Raw genomic sequence first — 18024 nt, 5'->3', positions numbered from 1 at the left:
GATGGCGCGCGCTCACTTCCGCTCCGACGCCGCCCCGCGCCGGCTGGCCCGATTCACCGCGCTGTGCGCCAGCCTTGGCGCCGTGGTTGCGCTGGCCTCGGGCGAGTTGACGCAGGCCGCCGAAGCCCACGAGGTCCGTGCGGGCGCCTCGGCGCCGGCCGTGGTCCATGTGCATCCGACCTGGGTCGAACTGACCCCGACGCACCAGCAGATCCTCGCCCCGCTGCGCCCGCTCTGGGACACCATCCCCGAACTCAACCGCCGCAAGTGGCAGCGTATTGCCGATCGCTACCCGTCGCTGAAGCCCGAGGAACAGGCGCGGCTGCAGGAACGGATGGCCGAATGGGTCAAGATGACGCCGCAGGAACGCCGCGTGGCGCGCGAGAACTACCAGATCACCCGTACGGTGCCGGCCGAGAAGAAGGCCGATGCGTGGGATCGCTATCAACAGCTTCCCGAGGCGCAGAAGAAGGAACTGGCGGCAGCCGAGAAGGTGCCGCGCCGCCCCGGCGCAGTGAGCGGCCTGCCTTCCGGCAAGCGTCTGCCGACCGATTCCGGCCACCAGATCCGCGTCAATAAACCCGCCAGCGGTGCCGCCGCGCTGCCCCCAGCGCTGACAGCATCGACACCGGCGTCGCCGGCCTCGGCACCGGTCGCCGCCGCACCCGTGCCGGTCACGCCCGCAACGCCGCCGGAAGTTGCGGCTTCGGCACCCGCAGCACAACCGGCCACCGAGTCGCTTTCGCCGCCGGTCACCGGCGAGGCGGCGACCGACATCCCGATCAGTCCGCCCGACTCCCCCCGCCAGTAATACCTTTCCCGGCCACCTTCCCGGCCGCGCGGCGCGCCGCCCCGGATTTGGCATAATTGCCGCTCACCCGGAACCCGCGCCATGCCTGCCGCCAGCCCTGCCTCCCCCGCTTCTCCCACTTCCATGCCGTCGCGCGCCCCGCGCACGCCCACGCTGCGCCGCCGCCTGACCTGCATGCTCTATGAGGGCGTGCTGCTGTTCGGCGTGCTGATGGCCGCCAGCGCGGTCTATCTGCTGGCGCGCCCGGTGCTTCAGCGCCTCGGTATCGACCAGCCCTATGTCGATCAGGCCTGGATGTTCGTCGTACTGGCCTGCTATTTCACGTGGTTCTGGCAGCGCAACGGCCAGACGCTGGCGATGCAGACGTGGCGCATCCGCCTCGAGACGGCTGCCGGCCAGCCGCCGCACTGGACCCGAGCGCTGCTGCGCTATGTGCTGGCCTGGCTGTGGCTGCCGCCCGCGGCGGCGGTCGGCCATGCGCTCGGGCTCACGCGCGGGCCGTTCGTCGGCGCGCTGGTGGCCGGTCTGCTGGTGTGGATTGCGCTGGCGTGGCTCGACCCGCGCCGCCAGTTCCTGCATGACCGGCTGGCCGGCACGCGCCTGATTGACCTGCGTGATCTGCGCGACCCGCGCCCGGCCGCGAAGTCATGAGCCTGACGGCGGCCGCCCTGCGCCGCGTGGCTGTGGCCGCGCAGACGCTGGCGGCCGGCGGCCTCGCAGCAGGTTTGGCCGGATGGGCGGGCTGGCCGTGGCCGCTCGCCATCGGCGCGGCGCTGCTGGCCGTGCTGGTGGGCTTCGGTATCGGCGTCGGGATTGCTTTTGTCGCCACGCTGGGCGGCGCCGGCATCGCGCTGGATGCACGCCTTCCCCATCCCTCCGACACGCCCCCGCGCCAGCCGCTCGGCCTCTCCGGCGCGCTCGCCTGCTATCTTTCGGAATGCCGCACGGTCTTCCGCATGTTCAACTGGCTCCAGCCATTCCGCTCGCGCATCACCTTTGACTCGCCCGCCAATGCCGACGCGCCGACGGTGCTGCTCGTACACGGCTACGGCTGCAATCACGCGATCTGGCTTGACATGGCGCCCACGCTGGCCGCCGCCGGCTATCGCTGCGAAGGGATCGACCTCGAACCCGTGCTGGGCGATATCGACGACTACGCGCCGACCCTGCTCGCCCGCATGCGCGGGATCGCCGCGCGCACGGGCCAGGCGCCGCTCGTGGTCTGCCACAGCATGGGCGGACTCGCCGCACGGGCCGCGCAGGTGCTAGCGTTGCGGGAGAGCGATGATCCGCCCTGCTCAGGCATCGTCACCCTTGGCTCGCCCCATCACGGCTGCGCCCTCGCCCGCTTCGGCGGCGGCCGCAATGCGCGGCAGATGCGCTGGCACAGCCCGTGGCTGAAGGCGTTGGCGCTGGCTGAGACGCCGGCCTTGCGCGCGCGCATCGTCTCGGTGTTCAGTTGGCACGACTCCATCGCCGGGCCCCCGGGCACCTCCTGGCTCGACGGCGCGCGCAACGTGCCGCTGGCCGGCATCGGCCATGTTTCCCTGCTGCGCCACCCGCGCGCCGTGGACGCCACGCTGGCCGCCCTCGCCTCGCTACGCACCCCGGCGCCACAACAAACCCCACAACAAACCCCGCAGCGCACCTCGATCTTCATGTGACATTCATGTTTCCGTCACGGCACCGTCACGCGGCAAGGGCTCAATGCACCCATCGCCGATACCGGGGCCGCCATGGTTCAAGCTCTCCAGTTTGCTCGGGGGCGTCTGTCGAGGGCCGCGCAACGCCTGCGCGGCAAGCCTGACACCACGCTCTCGCTGTCCGCCGCACTGGCGGCCTTCATGCCGCCGCCGACGGAACTGTCACCGGCCGCTCCCGCCGCCCCAGCCTTCCACGCCGAATCGGGCAACCGCCCCGCCTCCGCTTCGGAACCTCCCACACATCGCTACCGCGCCATCTGGCTGTCCGATATCCATCTCGGCACGCCCGGTTGCCAGGCCACGTATCTGCTCGATTTCCTGAAGCACAACGAGTCCGACGTGCTCTATCTGGTAGGCGACATCATCGACGGCTGGCAGCTGCGCCGTGGCTGGTACTGGCCGCAGAGCCACAACGACGTGGTGCAGAAGCTGCTGCGCAAGGCGCGCAAGGGCACGGAAGTGATCTACGTGCCCGGCAACCACGACGAAGTGGCGCGCCAGTTCGACGGCATGGCTTTCGGCGACATCACCGTGCGCGAGGACGCCATCCACGTGACCGCCACCGGCCGCCGGCTCTGGGTGGTGCATGGCGATTTGTTCGACGGCGTGGTGCAGCACGCGCGCTGGCTGGCGTACCTGGGCGACTCGCTGTACACGATGATCCTGGCGCTGAATCGCCATTTCAACCGCATCCGCACCCGGCTCGGCTTCGAGTACTGGTCGATCTCGCAATTCCTGAAGCATCAGGTCAAGAACGCGGTCAGCTACATCAACTCGTTCGAGCACGCGATGGTGGACGAGGCGCGCCGGCGCGGCTGCGACGGCGTGGTCTGCGGCCACATCCACAAGGCGGAGATCCGCGAGGTGGACGGCCAGCTCTACTGCAACGACGGCGACTGGGTGGAAAGCCTCTCGGCGCTGGTCGAGACCATGGAAGGCGAGCTCAAGATCGTCTACTGGACCACGCTGCTCGATCCGCCCGAGCCAGTGGGACGCCGGCGCCGCCGCGCCACCGAGATGGCGCTTTGACACGCCCCGCCCCCACGACACCTCACCCGGCCACACTGCCGCAAGGAGATTCGATGCGAGTCATGATTGTCACGGATGCCTGGGAGCCCCAGGTCAACGGCGTGGTGCGCACGCTCAAGTCCACGCGCCGCGAACTGGAGGCGATGGGCCACACGGTGGACCTGCTGACGCCGCTGGAATTCCGCACCGTGCCATGCCCGACGTACCCGGAAATCCGCCTGTCGCTGCTGCCGACGGCCAAGGTACGCGCCCGCATCGACGCCTTCCGCCCGGAGGCCCTGCACATCGCCACCGAAGGCCCGCTCGGCCTGGCCGCGCGCCGCTACGCCATGCGCCACGGCCTGCCGTTCACCACGGCCTACCACACGCGCTTCCCGGAGTACGTGCAGGCCCGCTTCGGCGTTCCGCTGGCCTGGACCTACCGCTTCCTGCGCTGGTTCCATGGTCCAGCGCGTGCTGTGATGGCGCCCACGCCGGTGGTGCTGCACGACCTGCACCAGTACGGCATCACCCACGGCGTGCTGTGGACGCGCGGCGTGGACCTCGACGTCTTCACCGCCGAGCGCGCCAACGTGCTCAACACCGCCCACCCGATCTTCCTCTACGTGGGCCGCGTGGCCGTGGAGAAGAACGTCGAGGCCTTCCTCCAACTCGACTTGCCCGGCTCGAAATGGGTGGTGGGCGATGGCCCGGCGCTGGCCGGCCTGAAGGCGCGCTATCCGTCCGCCAGCTATCTCGGCGTGCTCGAGCAGCCCGATCTGGCCAAGGTGTATGCTTCTGCCGATGTCTTCGTGTTCCCGAGCCGCACCGATACCTTCGGGTTGGTGCTGCTGGAAGCGCTGGCGAGCGGCCTGCCCGTGGCGGCGTACCCGGTTACCGGGCCGATCGATGTGCTGGGCGACAGCCCGGCCGGCGTGATGCACGAGGATTTGCGCGAAGCCTGCCTCGAGGCGCTGCGCATCGACCGCGTCACCGCTCGCGCCCACGCCGAGAAGTTCTCGTGGCGCGCGGCGTCCGAGCAGTTCCTCGCTCACCTGCGGCCGTTGCCAGCGTCGGCAGCCCCCCAAGACACCACGGCTCCCACCGCTGCGCACGATCATGCCAAAACCGCATCCCCCGCTGCCGTCCGCTCCGGAGACTGAGTACTCGGTCGAGAACAACCCCCACAAAGGCAATCGCGGTATCCGCCGCGCCTGGCACGCGGCGATCAACTCGCTGTCCGGCCTGCGCTACGCGGTGCTCGAAGAGAGCGCGTTCCGGCAGGAACTGACGCTGGTGGTGATTTTCACGCCATGCGCGTTCCTGCTGCCGATCTCGGCGGTCGAACGGATATTGCTGCTGGGGACGCTGCTGCTGGTGCTGATCGTGGAATTGCTGAATTCCAGCGTGGAGGCCGCCGTGGACCGGATTTCGCTCGAGCGGCACAGCCTGTCGAAGCGCGCCAAGGACTTTGGCAGCGCGGCGGTCATGCTGGCGCTCGTGCTGTGCGGCGGCACCTGGATCGCCATCGGCGGGCCGCACGTGGTGCGGTGGATCGGCGGCTGGCTGGGTTAGTTAGCCGCTAATCAGGGCGAGTCGGGACTGGCGGGCGCCAGTCCCGGCGGGTCAGGTCTCTTCGCGCTTCTCGATCCACTTGTCCACGCGTACGCGCGGCGCGGCGGCCAGCTTGCCGAGCAGCGTGTTGGGCGTGTCGGACACGTGCAGCATGTCGGCGTGCACCTGCTTCAGGAACCCTTCGCCCACGGCGTGGTTCAGGAAAGCCAGCATGCCGTCGTAGAAGCCGGCCACGTTCAGCAGGCCCACGGGCTTGTCGTGGTAGCCGAGCTGGGCCCAGGTGAACGTTTCAAACAGCTCTTCGAACGTGCCGACGCCGCCCGGCATGGCGATGAACGCGTCCGAGCGGTCCGCCATCATCTGCTTGCGCTCGTGCATGTTACGCACCACGTGCAGTTCGGTCAGGCCGCGATGGCCGACTTCCTTCTGCATCAACGCATCGGGAATCACGCCGATGGCCGTGCCGCCGTGCGCCAGCACGCTGTCCGCCACGATCCCCATCAGCCCGACCTTGCCGCCGCCGTAGACCAGCGCCAGCCCCTGTTCAACCATGGTGGCGCCCAGCGCACGGGCCGCCTCGGCGTATTCCGGACGGAAGCCGGGGCTGGACCCGCAATAGACACAAACCGATTTCACTGTCTTTCCTTCTTCGCGGCAGCGGCGGCCTCGGCCTCCGCCTTGGTGACGGCATACTCGCGCGCCAGTTGATCGAATGCCTCGCGCGCCTTGCCGCGCAGGTACGGGGCCAGGATCGAGAAGATGTGATAGCTCGAGCCGTGCAGGTAGCCCCGGATCTGATCGGGATCGTTGTACTGGCGCGGATGCTGCACGAACTGGAACGACAGCCAGTACGTGGCAATCACAACAATATTGGTACAAATCGCGTCCACCTGCTCCGGCGTGGCTTCCATGTCGCCGTCTTCCTGGAACTGGCGGCAGATCTCCAGCGCGAAGCGCTTCTTCTGCTCCACGATGCGCTTGAAGTTGGTTTCCAGCATCCGGTTGCGCGCCAGCAGGTCGTTGATGTCACGGTACAGGAAGCGGTAGTTCCACAGGAACTCGGACATGTACTGGAGGTAGCCCCAGCTTTCGCCCAGCGTGGCCTTGTGGTCCTCCGGCATCTTCAGGCGGCGCTCCATCTCCTGCTCGAAGCGCACGAAGATGGAGTTGATGATGTCGTCCTTGTTGCGGAAGTGGTAGTAGAGATTGCCGGGGCTGATCTCCATGGCTTCCGCGATCGTCGTGGTGGTGACGTTGGGCTCGCCAAGCTCATTGAACAGGCGCAGCGAGACGTCGAGGATGCGGTCTCGGGTTCGGCGCGGGCCGGCTTGCGGTTTGGCTTCCATGGGGTCGGGCGGACTCTCGAATCGGCAGGATTGGGATTATAAGCAATCGGGTCGGGCGGCCGACCCGCCAAGCGGCGAAAACGCCACTGGCGGGCCGGCACCCCTCAAAACGAGGAACCGGGCTGCTTCAGGAACGCCAGTTCGTCGTCCGTGCTGGCGCGGCCCAGTACGGCATTGCGATGCGGAAATCGGCCGAAGCGCGCGATGATTTCCTGATGCTTGATGGCCCATTCCACGCCATCGACCTCGCCGGCGGTGTCTTCGCGCAGCGCGGTGTATTCGCGCACGGCGATGTCCTGCGCCTCGGGCGACTCGGCGTGCTCGAACGGCAGGTAGCAGAACATGCGATGCCACGGCGTGGGCAGTTCGCGGTCCCAGCCCTGGGCGAGCATCCGGCGGGCCAGCGCCTGGGCCTGCGCGTCCGTGGCGAAGCTGCGCGGATCGCCCCGGAACATGTTGCGCGGGAACTGGTCGAGCAGGATCAGGCGGGCGCAGGTGCCTTCGGGCGTGGCGGACCAGTCGTCCGGCGCGCCCTCATGTGCGGCCTGCCAGGTCGGCAGGAAGGTGTCGCGGACGGTGGCGTCGAAGGCGTCGCGCTTGGTGAACCATTCGCGCCGCGACGTATTCCAGATGGCCGCGTCGGGCGTGCCGAACCAGAAGTCCAGTACATCCCGCGCGCCCAAAATGCGCCTATCGCTGCACATTACGCATCCAGTCGGCGGTCTGGAAGAACGCCTGCATCAGCCGCATCTGCAGGTCTTCGGGCAGGCCGATGTCCTGCATCGCCAGCGCCATGGCACGCATCCACTGGTCGCGCTCCGTCGTGCCGATCTCGAACGGCATGTGGCGCGCGCGCAGGCGCGGGTGGCCAAAGCGCTCGATAAAGTGGTTCGGGCCGCCCAGCCAGCCACACAGGAACCAGAACAGCTTGTCGCGGGAGCCATCGAGTGACGGCGGATGGATGGAGCGGAGCTGCTTGAACTCGGGCTCCAGGTCCATCAGGTCATAGAAGCGGTCCACCAGCTCGCGCACGCGGGCCTCGCCGCCGACCAGTTCGTAGGCGGTCACCTCCTGGGTCGTGGCGTCGGTGGGTTCGGAAGGTTCGGTAATCATGTCAATTCGAGAGAATTCGCGGCTCGGCGGTCACTGCACATCGCGCAGCGTGGCCAGCGCAGGCTGCCGCAGCACCTCGCGCAGGCCCAGGTAGCCGCCAGCAAAAGCGCACAGCATGCCAGAAACCACCCCCACCGGTACGATCCACAGGTTGAAGCGGTAGGGGAAATCGAACACGAACTGGGATAGCGCCCAGCCCACCACGATGGCGCCGAAGCTGGCCAGCAGCCCCGCCAGCCCGCCCACGACCAGGAATTCGGCGTATTGCGTCTGGCGCACCGTGGCGGCCGTCGCGCCGAGGGCCTTGAGCAGGCCGGCATCGCGCTTGCGCTCGTCGCGCGCACCGGAAAGCGCCGCATACAGCACCGTTACCCCAGCCAGCAGCGTGAAGACGAACAGGAACTCCACGGCGGCGATCACCTGATCGAGCACGGCCTGGATCTGCCGCAGGATCAAATCCGTGTTGACCACGGTGATGTTCGGGAAGCTGGCCGTGAGCCGGTTGCCGAGCGCCGCCTTGGCCGGCGGCAGGTGGAAGGCGGTGATGTAGGTCTCGGGCAGGCCCTGCATCTTGTCCGTGGGCAAGATCACGAAGAAGTTCACGCGCATCGAGCCCCAGTCGAGCTTGCGCAGCGAGGTGACCGGCGCCTCCACGCTCTGGCCGGCCACGTCGAAGCGCAGCGTATCGCCCAGCTTGATATGGAGCGTCTTGGCGATGCCCTCCTCCACCGATGCCCCACCCGCGTCGCCGGTCCAGCGCCCGGCAATCACCTCGTTGCCCTCGGGCAGCTTGTCTGTATACGAGAGGTTGAATTCGCGTTCGACCAGATTGCGCGCCCGGCCGTCCGGGTAGGTGCCGGCCTGGATCGGGCGATCGTCGATATGCGTCAGCCGGCCGCGCACCATCGGGTAGAGCAGGTCGCGGATGCCATTGGTGGCCAGCATCGCGCGCAGCGGGTCGCGCTGGTCGGGCTGGATATTGATGATGAAGCGATTGGGCGCGTCGGCCGGCGTGGCGTTGCGCCAGGAATCGACCAGATCGTTGCGCGTCATGCCGAGCAGCAGCAGCGCCATCAGCCCCACGGCCAGTGCCACGGTCTGGAGCACGGTCACGCCGCGCCGGCGTTCGAGCACGGCCAGCGCGAAGCGCCACCCCACACTGCCGCGCGCCCGGCCGCGCATGCCGCGCGAGAGCGCCAGCAGCAGCCCAAGGGCCAGCACCGCGAAGGCCACCCCCGCGCCGACAAACCCGCCTGCCGTGGTCAGGCCGAGCTTCAGGTCGCGCGCGGCCACCATCAACAACGCCACGAAGGCGCCCAGCCCCAGCGCGTAGGCCACCCAGGCCGAGATCGGCGGCAGGCCGATGTCGCGCCGAAGCACGCGCAGCGGCGCCACGCGCGTCAGCGCCAGCAGCGGCGGCAGCGCGAAGCCCACCAGCAGCACCAGCCCCGCCGCCACGCCGGTCAGCGCCGGGATGACCGAGGGCTGCGGCAGCGACACGCGCAGCAATCCACCCAGCGACAGCAGCAGCCCGTAATGCGCGAGGTAGCCGAGCGCCACGCCAACGAGCGCGCCCCCGGCGCCAAGCAGGAGGAATTCGATGCCGAACGCGGCCAGCAGCTGCCCGCGCGACAGACCCAGGCATTTGTATACAGCACACGCATCGGTATGACGCTGCATGTATCGGCGCGCAGACATGGCGATGGCCACCGCCGCGATCATCGAAGACAGCACCGCCACCAGCGACAGGAAGCGCTCGGCACGATCCAGCGTGGCGCGCATCTGCGGCTGGCCGGAATCAAGCGATTCCACGCGCGTGTTGCGCAGGTGGCGCCGCTCGATCTCGTCGGTCGCCCAGCGCTGGTAGGCGGCGGCGCCGGCGTCCGGGCCGGCCACGAGCAGCCGGTAGGTCACGCGGCTGCCCCAGCCGATCAGCTTGGTGGCGTCGAGATCGGACAGCGGCAGCATCACGCGCGGCGCGAAGTTCATGAAGCCCGCGCCACGGTCCAGCTCCTGCGTGATCACGCGCTCGATGCGGAAGGTCTTGCTGCCGAGTTGGACGCTATCGCCCAGGCGCAAGCCGAGGCCGTCCAGCAGCGCCTGATCCGCCCAGACCGTGCCCGGCGCGGGGATGCCTTCGGCCTCCTGCTCCGGACCGCCATCGGGCGGCAGCACCTTGAGCCGTCCGCGCAGCGGATAGCCATCGGTCACCGCCTTCAGGGCGCCAAGCTGGCTCGGTGCCTCCCCGTTCGTGGATGCACCGTTGATGCGGGCGGTGGCCATGCTGGGGAACGTTACCGTCTGCGCCACGCGCAGGCCGTCGCGCCGGGCCCGCTCGGCAAATGCGGGGTCGAACGGCTGGTCGGATACCAGCAGCACATCGGCGCCGATCATCTGGCGCGCGTCGCGCTCCAAGCCCAGCCGCATGCGATCCGCGAGGAAGCCGACGCTGGTCAGCGCGGCCACGGCCAGCACCAGCGCGAACAGCAGCAGCGTCAGCTCGCCGGCCAGCCAGTCGCGCCGGGCCATGCGCAGCGCATGGTGCCAGGCGGAGAAACGGTGAGCGGCGGGCACGGCGGGGGAGTCGGTCGGCATCGGAAAATCGCTAAGGAGGCAGAGAGGGAGTCAGCGCGGGCCGCGCAGGCTGGCGTGCAGGCGTCGCACGCCGCGCCAGAGTTTCGGGATCAGCCAGATCGCCAGGATCAGGAACACGCCCAGCAGGATCAGGAACACCACGGGCAGGAAAAATGCCAGCAGCAGGCCGCTTATGGTGCCGACGTCCTCGGTGAACGAGGCCGCCCAGTTCGAGAACGGCTCCGGCGAGACATTGATCAGCGCCCGCGTGCCAGCCTTGGTGGCATGCGCCGCCCCGGCCAGCGTGCCGCCCACGAGCCCGGCGGCCACCATCCACTGGGGATCGAGTTCGCCGAACGCCGCGGCGGCCAGGATCGCGCCGGCGGGAATGCGGATGAAGGTCTGGATGCCGTCCCAGGCGGTATCGAAGCCGGGTACCTTGTCGGCGATGAACTCGGCCAGGGCCAGCACGCCGGCCACGCCGATGACCCACCACGACGACAGCACCTGGAGCCCCGTGGGCAGGTCCAGCCAGCCCAGGCGCGCCAGTACCCCGGCCGCCAGCACGGCCAGGTAGAGACGCAGGCCGCTGGCCCAGGACATGCCTGCAGCCAGCGCGGCGGTTTCCAGCATGGGGCGGGACTCCTCGTGGGTAATTGGGGAGGAGTGTAATACGGTCGGGGAATGGGGATCGGCGGACCGGGCGATGGCCCCGCTCAGGCGCCTTCCTTGCCGTCCGCGCCGAACCAGGGCAGCGCTTCCTGCGGGGTGAGGATGCCGGCCGGCTCGGCAGCCGTGTAGCCGGGCAGCGCCTCGATGCGGCGCGCGAAGGCCGGATCGGCCAGCAGCGCCAGCAGCGCGCCCATCCACGGCGCGGTCGCATCGTTCTTGCGCAGGGCCAGGTAGTACGCCTCGCGCGTGAGCGGCACGAAGCCCAGCCCGTGCTGCTCGGCGTTCATCCGCAGACCGAAACCCACCTGCGCGCGGCCGGCCTGCACGGCCTCGGCCACCTTGTCATTGCTGAATTCGGGGTCTTCGTAGCCGGTGATCTGGTCCGGATAGAGCCCCTGCGCGGCCAGCAGCTGGTCGAACAGCATGCGCGTGCCCGAACTGCGCTGGCGGTTGATAAAGCGTGCACCGGTGCGAACGAGGTCGCGCAGGTCGCGGATCTCGCGCGCCACCTCGGGCGCCACGATCAGCCCCTGCTCGCGCCACGCCAGCCGTACCAGCCGCACCGTGGCGGGCCGCAGCCATTTGCGCAGCGTCACATGGGCGACCGACCCGGCGGTCTGGATCGGCGAGACATAGAAGCCGGCCAATTCCGACTGGCGCTCCTGGAGGCAGATCAGCCCTTCCACGCTGCCGCAGAACACGGTGTCGAGCTGGAGCGCGCTCGGCGCGTCCCTTAGTGCCGTCGACAGCACTTCCATGGCCGGATCGTGGCTGCCGGAGAAATGCACCACGGTTTGCGGCTGCACGGCGTCGTCGAGTTCGAGCAGGAAATCGGCCATGGCCTTCTGCACGGCGGGATCGATGGTCTCCCGCAGCCGCGATTCGGCGCGCAGCAGCCGCTCCCCGAAGCGCGTCAGCGAGGCGCCCCGCCCGCGCTCCATGTCGAGCATGCTGCGGCCCAGCATCTCTTCCCAGTTACGCATCACGCCCCAGGCGTGCCGGTACGACAGCCCGATCTCCTGCGCGGCGCGGTGCAGCGACCCCGTCTCGCGCACCGCCTTCAGCAGCTGGAACACCTTGCCGTTGGCACGCGGATTGTCATCGGCGGCAATGACCGGGAACAGGTCAAACCTGAACGTCATATGAAATACCTTGCATATTTACAGGAACAATGTGGCCGGATAACAATCGTGTGCCCCGTGTTTCACGATGTTTGTCCACCCATTCTCCACGAAGCATCAGCGTCGTGGCAATTGTGTTTTCGAAAACATAATAAAGGAACGATCGATGTCCCGCACTGGCTTCCCCCTCCCCCGCGCGACCCACGTCGCCGCCGTGCTTGTGCTGGCGTCGACACTTTCCGCTGCGCAGGCCGGCGAACTCAAGATGGCCACCACCACCAGTACCGAGAATTCCGGCCTGCTGAAATACCTGCTGCCGAAGTTCGAGCAGAAGTCCGGCGTCAACGTAAAGGTCATCGCGGTGGGCTCCGGCAAGGCGATGAAGATGGGCGAGATGGGCGACGTGGACGTGCTGCTGGTGCACGCCCGCAAGATGGAGGATGAATTCGTGGCCGCCGGCTACGGCGTGAACCGGCGCGACGTGATGTACAACGACTTCATCGTCGTCGGCCCGGCCGGCGACCCGGCACACGTCAAGGGCGGCAAGGACGTCATCGCCGGGTTCAAGAAGCTGGCCGCCAGCGGCAGCAAGTTCATCTCGCGCGGTGACAACTCGGGCACCGATGTGATGGAAAAGGACTACTGGAAGCGTGCCGGCATCGAGCCGAAGGGCCAGCCGTGGTACGTGAATGCCGGCCTGGGCATGGGCGAGGTGCTGACCATGGCGGCGCAGATGCCCGGCTACACCCTGAGCGACCGCGCCACCTATGGCGCCTATCGCGCCAAGACCGGGCTGGCGATTGCCATCGAGGGCGATCCGAAGATGTTCAACCCGTACGGCGTGATCGCCGTGAACCCGGCCAAGCACCCGGGCACGAACTACACGGACGCGATGAAGTTCGTGGAGTGGGTCACATCGAAGGAAGGCCAGCAGACCATCGCCAGCTACAAGGTGGACGGCGAACAGTTGTTCTTCCCGAGCTACGAAGGGAAGTAAACCCACCCATTGCTCAGACTGCCGTGGCCTCCAGCCGCGGCAGCTGCGGCAGGTCGGCGGCCACCTCGGCGATCATCCGCCGCATCCACATCACATCGGGCGCTGCGTGGCAGCGCTCGTGCCATAGCTGGTAGAACCGCATGCGCGGGAACGGCACCGGCGACGCCACCATCCGGATCGGCAGGTACTGCGCGTAATGCGCGGCGAACTGGCGGCCCGTGGTGAACACCATATCCGTCTTCATCAGCACGTAGGGCACCAGGCCGAAGTACGGCAGCGTGACCTGGATGTTGCGCTTGTAGCCCTGCTCGGCCAGCGCCTGGTCGATCATGCTGCGCTGCATCGACGCGTACGGCGCCGGGGCCAGGTGCGGCATCTCCAGGTAGTGGCGCAGCGTCAGCCCGTTGCGGGCCAGCGGGTGCTGGGCGCCGAGCATGCAGACCACTTCGTCGTCGAACAGCGGCGAGATATGGAGGTGCTCGGGCGGCGACAGCCAGTTGCCGACCACGATGTCCAGATGGCCCTGCTCCAGCGCATCGAGGAAATCGCTCGCCTGCGTCATCGGATGCACGAACAGCTTGGCCCCCGGCGCCAGCCGCCGCACCCGCTCGACGATATTCGGCAGGAAGAAGGCATCCAGATAATCGGGCGCGCCCAGGTGGAAGGTGCGCGTGGTGGTGGCGGGGTCGAATTGCTGCGGCGGCCGGGCGATGCGGTCCATTGCCGCCAGGCTCTGCTCGGCCAGCGCCAGCAGCTCGCGGCCGCGCTCGGTCGGCACCATGCCGCTCTTGCCGCGCACCAGAATGGCGTCGCCGGTGATCTCGCGCAGCCGCTTCAGCGTGTTGCTGATGGCTGGCTGCGACTGGCCCAGGCGCACGGCGGTGCGGGTCACGCTCTGCTCGGTGAGCAGGGTGTGCAGCACCCGCAGCAAATAGGTATCGAGATGGTCGCGTCCGTGCATGGCGAGAACCGGCGGCACCCGGGGGCGGGCGTGGCTGGCGTGGGGGATGGGAACGGCGCATAGTGTATGTCAGGCACCCCACGGGCGGTCAAATGCCGGCGCACTACGGGAAGACCCGGAGTCCGCCGGCAAGCCGCGCCCGCGCTGGGTTCCAGGCGGGGAAGACGGCGCCGGACCGCGCCAGCGGTCGCGCATTGATGGGGCATATCACCTGGGCCGAATATTGCATGAAAGTGGCCGGTGCTATGTTTCCGCCATCCCCGAAAGAGAGAAGACCATGGAGACGCAAACCATCCGCTTTTTCCACCGCGGCCAGGTCCAGGAAGTGTCCGACGCCTCGGTGACCCGCACGGTCCTGCAGTACCTGCGCGAGGACGTGCGCTGCACCGGCACCAAGGAAGGCTGCGCCGAAGGTGACTGCGGTGCCTGCACCGTCGTGATCGGCGAGTTGCAGGATGGCGGCGACGTGGCCTTCAAGGCCGTGAACGCCTGCATCCAGTTCCTGCCCACGCTCGACGGCAAGGCCCTGATCACCGTGGAAGACCTGCGCCAGGCGGACGGCACGCTCCACCCGGTGCAGGAGGCCATGGTGGAGTGCCACGGCTCCCAGTGCGGGTTCTGCACGCCCGGCTTCGTGATGTCACTGTGGGCGCTGTACCAGCAGCACACGCCCGGCGGCGAGCCCCCGGCGCGCCAGGAGATCTGCGACGCCCTGACCGGCAACCTGTGCCGCTGCACCGGCTACCGGCCGATCATCGACGCCGGCCAGCGCATGATGGCGCTGCCCGCGCCCGCCGCCAGCAAGCTCAATCCGAAGCAGATCGCCGACACGCTGCGCAACCTCAAGCGCGGCGAGACCTTCCACTACAGCGTGCGCGGCCAGCATTTCTACGCCCCGCGCACCGCCGCCGAATTCGGGGCGATCAAGGCCGCCGAGCCCGGCATCCGCATCCTGGCCGGCAGCACCGACGTGGGTCTCTGGGTAACCAAGCAGTTCCGTGAACTCGGCAACCTGCTCTACGTGGGGCAGGTGGAAGACCTGAACACCGTGGCCGAGCGCGACGGCTTCCTCGAGATCGGTGCCGCCGTGACGCTGGAGCGCGCCTACGCGGCGCTGACCGCCGCCCACCCGGAACTCGACGAGATGTGGAAGCGCTTTGCCTCGCTGCCGATCCGCAATGCCGGCACGCTGGGCGGGAATATCGCCAACGGCTCGCCGATCGGCGACTCGATGCCGGCGCTGATCGCGCTCGGCACGGAGGTGGTGCTCCAGCGCGGCGAGACGCGCCGCACCATGCCGCTCGAGGACCTCTACCTCGCCTACCAGAAGACGGCGATGGCCGAGGGCGAGTTCGTCGCCGGGCTGCGCGTGCCGACGAAGGGCTCCCGGGGCCCGCAGCATTTCCGGACGTACAAGCTGTCGAAGCGGTTCGACGAGGACATCTCGGCCGTCTGCGCCGCGTTTGCCATCACCGTGGAGGGCGGCATCGTCACGGCGGCGTGCGTCGCCTTCGGCGGCATGGCCGCCACGCCCAAGCGCGGCGCCCTCACCGAAGCCGCCCTGGTCGGCCAGCCGTGGAACGAAGCCACCGCCCGCGCCGGCATGGCCGCACTCGGCCAGGACTACCAGCCGCTGACCGATATGCGCGCCACCGCCGCCTACCGCGCGCGCGGCGCCGCCAACCTGCTCTATCGCTTCTGGCTGGAAACGCGCGCCGACCCGCTGCCCGCCGCCGTGGTCAACGTCCGCGCCCTCGGCGCCGGCGAACCCGTGAGCGCCTGAGGAGAGCCCGCACCATGAACAAGCAGACCGAACCCTTCCTGCTCGACGCCAGCGTGGCCGCCGAAGCCTCGCCGCAAGTCGGCATCTCGCGCCCGCACGAATCCGCCCACCTGCACGTGGCCGGCACCGCCACCTATACCGACGACATCCCCGAGCTGGCCGGCACGCTGCACGCCGCGCTGGGCATGAGCGCCCGCGCCCATGCCAGGCTGCGCGCCATGTCGCTCGACAAGGTGCGCGCCGCGCCCGGCGTGGTGGCCGTGCTGACCGTGGATGACATCCCCGGCGTGAACGACTGCGGCCCGATCATCCACGACGACCCGATCCTGGCGCGCGACGTGGTGCAGTTCATCGGCCAGCCGATCTTCGTGGTGGTGGCGTCGTCGCACGACGCCGCGCGCCGCGCCGCCCGCCTGGCCGAGATCGACTACGAAGACCTGCCGCCGTTGCTCTCGCCCGAGGCCGCCCACGCCGCCGGCAGCTATGTGCTGCCGCCGATGCACCTGACCCGTGGCGCGCCGCGCGCGCACATCGACGGGGCCACCCACCGCGATGCCGGCAAGATCCAGCTCGGCGGGCAGGAGCAGTTCTACCTCGAAGGCCAGATCGCCTACGCCGCGCCGCGCGAGAACGACGGCATGCACGTCTGGTGCTCGACGCAACACCCCACCGAAATGCAGCACGCCGTGGCGCACATGCTCAACTGGCACGCGCACCAGGTGCTGGTGGAGTGCCGGCGCATGGGCGGCGGTTTCGGCGGCAAGGAATCGCAGTCGGCCATGTTCGCCTGCTGCGCCGCGCTGGCGGCCTGGAAGCTGCTGTGCCCGGTGAAGCTGCGTCCGGACCGCGACGACGACATGATGATCACCGGCAAGCGCCATGACTTCGTGTTCGACTTCGAGGTCGGCCACGACGACGCGGGCCGCATCGAGGGCGTGCAGGTGGAGATGGTGTCGCGCGCCGGCTTCTCGGCGGACCTGTCCGGCCCCGTGATGACCCGCGCGATCTGCCACTTCGACAATGCCTACTGGCTGCCGAACGTGCAGATCGACGGCTACTGCGGCAAGACCAACACGCAGAGCAACACCGCCTTCCGTGGCTTCGGCGGCCCGCAGGGCGCGTTCGCGGTGGAATACATCCTCGACAACATCGCCCGCAACGTCGGCAAGGACTCGCTGGACGTGCGCCGCGCCAACTTCTACGGCAAGGGCGAGCGCAACGTCACGCCGTACGGCCAGACCGTGGAAGACAACGTGATCCACGAGCTGATCGACGAGCTGGTGGCATCAAGCGAGTACCAGGCCCGGCGCGCCGCCACACGCACGTTCAACGCGACGAGCCCGGTGCTCAAGAAGGGCATCGCCATCACGCCGGTGAAGTTCGGCATCTCGTTCAACGTGGCGCACTTCAACCAGGCCGGCGCGCTGGTGCACGTGTACAACGATGGCTCGGTACTGGTGAACCACGGCGGCACAGAAATGGGCCAGGGCCTGAACACCAAGGTGGCGATGGTGGTGGCGCACGAGCTGGGCATCCGCCTGGAACGCGTGCGCGTGACCGCCACCGATACCAGCAAGGTGGCCAACACCTCGGCGACGGCCGCCTCCACCGGGGCCGACCTGAACGGCAAGGCCGCGCAGGACGCCGCGCGCCAGATCCGCGAGCGGCTGGCCGCCTTCGCGGCGCGCAAAGCCGGCGTGGACGCCGACACGGTGCGCTTCGGCGATGACCTCGTGGTGGCCGGCGAACTGCGCCTGTCCTTCGGCGACCTGGCCCGCGAAGCCTACGTGGCCCGCGTGCAGCTCTGGTCGGACGGCTTCTACACCACGCCCAAGCTGCACTGGGACCAGAAGGCCCTGCAGGGCCGGCCGTTCTATTACTACGCCTACGGCGCGGCGTGCTCGGAAGTGCTCGTCGATACGCTGACTGGCGAATGGAAGCTGCTGCGCGCCGATGCGCTGCACGACGCCGGCAAGTCCCTGAACCCGGCCATCGACATCGGCCAGGTGGAGGGCGCATTCATCCAGGGCATGGGCTGGCTGACCACCGAGGAGCTGTGGTGGAACCCGAACGGCAAGCTGATGACGCACGCGCCGTCCACCTACAAGATCCCGACCATCAACGACTGCCCGGAGGACTTCAACGTGCGGCTGTTCCAGAACAGCAACGTGGAGGACAGCATCCACCGCTCGAAGGCCGTCGGCGAGCCGCCGCTGCTGCTGCCGTTCTCGGTGTTCTTCGCGATCCGCGACGCCATCGCGGCGGTAGGCGACTATCGCATCAACCCGCCGCTGCGCGCCCCGGCCACGAGCGAGGCCATCCTCGATGCCGTGGAAGCGGTGCAGGCGGCGCGCGCCTGA

The 18024-nt window shown here is 68.6% G+C and carries 17 protein-coding genes; 9 read left to right on the top strand and 8 right to left on the bottom strand.

Going from position 1 to position 18024, the window contains the following annotated elements:
• Nucleotide 1: 1 nt before the first annotated feature.
• From AC1DFU_RS10385 to AC1DFU_RS10360, 6 genes are all read left to right on the top strand, one after another.
• Complete coding sequence (locus tag AC1DFU_RS10385; RefSeq protein WP_441591965.1) at nt 2-811, top strand: DUF3106 domain-containing protein; 810 nt, start codon at nt 2-4, stop codon at nt 809-811.
• Between the two features lie 81 nt (nt 812-892).
• A complete protein-coding gene (locus AC1DFU_RS10380) occupies nt 893-1462 on the top strand; it encodes an RDD family protein (RefSeq protein WP_441591963.1) in 570 nt (189 codons plus the stop codon).
• Entirely contained in the window at nt 1459-2475 is a 1017-nt protein-coding gene (locus AC1DFU_RS10375) for a lipase family alpha/beta hydrolase (RefSeq protein WP_441591961.1), read from the top strand. The genes AC1DFU_RS10380 and AC1DFU_RS10375 overlap by 4 nt, the downstream gene beginning before the upstream one ends.
• A 72-nt stretch (nt 2476-2547) precedes the next feature.
• A complete protein-coding gene (locus AC1DFU_RS10370) occupies nt 2548-3543 on the top strand; it encodes a UDP-2,3-diacylglucosamine diphosphatase (protein WP_092292351.1) in 996 nt (331 codons plus the stop codon).
• Between the two features lie 53 nt (nt 3544-3596).
• Nucleotides 3597-4685, top strand: a complete 1089-nt coding sequence (locus AC1DFU_RS10365; RefSeq protein ID WP_092292349.1) for a glycosyltransferase family 4 protein — start codon at nt 3597-3599, stop codon at nt 4683-4685.
• Entirely contained in the window at nt 4642-5097 is a 456-nt protein-coding gene (locus AC1DFU_RS10360; protein WP_092292347.1) for a diacylglycerol kinase, read from the top strand. Before AC1DFU_RS10365 ends, AC1DFU_RS10360 begins: the two co-directional genes overlap by 44 nt.
• A 51-nt stretch (nt 5098-5148) precedes the next feature.
• Here the strand turns inward: AC1DFU_RS10360 and AC1DFU_RS10355 are convergent, their stop codons facing one another.
• The 7 genes from AC1DFU_RS10355 to AC1DFU_RS10325 all read right to left on the bottom strand — a co-directional run bounded on the left by AC1DFU_RS10355 (nt 5149) and on the right by AC1DFU_RS10325 (nt 11944).
• Complete coding sequence (locus tag AC1DFU_RS10355) at nt 5149-5733, bottom strand: LOG family protein (RefSeq protein ID WP_441591958.1); 585 nt, start codon at nt 5731-5733, stop codon at nt 5149-5151.
• The gene (locus tag AC1DFU_RS10350) at nt 5730-6443 is read right to left on the bottom strand and encodes a TetR/AcrR family transcriptional regulator (RefSeq protein ID WP_092292343.1); all 714 of its coding nucleotides are present in this window, start codon (nt 6441-6443) and stop codon (nt 5730-5732) included. The genes AC1DFU_RS10355 and AC1DFU_RS10350 overlap by 4 nt, the downstream gene beginning before the upstream one ends.
• A 104-nt stretch (nt 6444-6547) precedes the next feature.
• Nucleotides 6548-7147: a DUF924 family protein gene (locus tag AC1DFU_RS10345; protein WP_092292341.1), complete on the bottom strand. Its 600-nt coding sequence runs from the start codon at nt 7145-7147 to the stop codon at nt 6548-6550.
• Complete coding sequence (locus tag AC1DFU_RS10340; RefSeq protein WP_092292339.1) at nt 7134-7556, bottom strand: group II truncated hemoglobin; 423 nt, start codon at nt 7554-7556, stop codon at nt 7134-7136. The genes AC1DFU_RS10345 and AC1DFU_RS10340 overlap by 14 nt, the downstream gene beginning before the upstream one ends.
• Nucleotides 7557-7586: 30 nt before the next feature.
• Nucleotides 7587-10151, bottom strand: coding sequence for an ABC transporter permease (locus AC1DFU_RS10335; RefSeq protein ID WP_441591956.1), 2565 nt, complete (start codon nt 10149-10151; stop codon nt 7587-7589).
• A gap of 30 nt (nt 10152-10181) precedes the next feature.
• Nucleotides 10182-10763: a DUF4126 domain-containing protein gene (locus AC1DFU_RS10330; RefSeq protein WP_092292335.1), complete on the bottom strand. Its 582-nt coding sequence runs from the start codon at nt 10761-10763 to the stop codon at nt 10182-10184.
• A gap of 83 nt (nt 10764-10846) precedes the next feature.
• Complete coding sequence (locus AC1DFU_RS10325) at nt 10847-11944, bottom strand: substrate-binding domain-containing protein (protein ID WP_092292333.1); 1098 nt, start codon at nt 11942-11944, stop codon at nt 10847-10849.
• A 145-nt stretch (nt 11945-12089) separates the two neighbouring features.
• Between AC1DFU_RS10325 and AC1DFU_RS10320 the strand changes: the two genes are divergently transcribed.
• Nucleotides 12090-12920 carry an ABC transporter substrate-binding protein gene (locus AC1DFU_RS10320; RefSeq protein WP_441591953.1) on the top strand — a complete coding sequence of 277 codons (831 nt, stop codon included), beginning with the start codon at nt 12090-12092 and terminating at the stop codon, nt 12918-12920.
• Between the two features lie 13 nt (nt 12921-12933).
• Here AC1DFU_RS10320 and AC1DFU_RS10315 read toward each other — a convergent pair whose 3' ends face one another.
• Nucleotides 12934-13881, bottom strand: a complete 948-nt coding sequence (locus AC1DFU_RS10315) for a LysR substrate-binding domain-containing protein (RefSeq protein WP_092292331.1) — start codon at nt 13879-13881, stop codon at nt 12934-12936.
• Between the two features lie 277 nt (nt 13882-14158).
• Here AC1DFU_RS10315 and xdhA point away from each other — a divergent pair, with 277 nt between their 5' ends.
• A complete protein-coding gene (gene xdhA, locus AC1DFU_RS10310) occupies nt 14159-15664 on the top strand; it encodes a xanthine dehydrogenase small subunit (protein WP_441591951.1) in 1506 nt (501 codons plus the stop codon).
• A 14-nt stretch (nt 15665-15678) separates the two neighbouring features.
• Nucleotides 15679-18024, top strand: coding sequence for a xanthine dehydrogenase molybdopterin binding subunit (gene xdhB / locus AC1DFU_RS10305; RefSeq protein WP_092292327.1), 2346 nt, complete (start codon nt 15679-15681; stop codon nt 18022-18024).

It is taken from the genome of Cupriavidus sp. 10L45 (assembly GCF_056395225.1).
The sequence above is the reverse complement of the archived record's forward strand: the minus strand, read 5'-3'. Positions and strand labels throughout refer to the sequence as shown.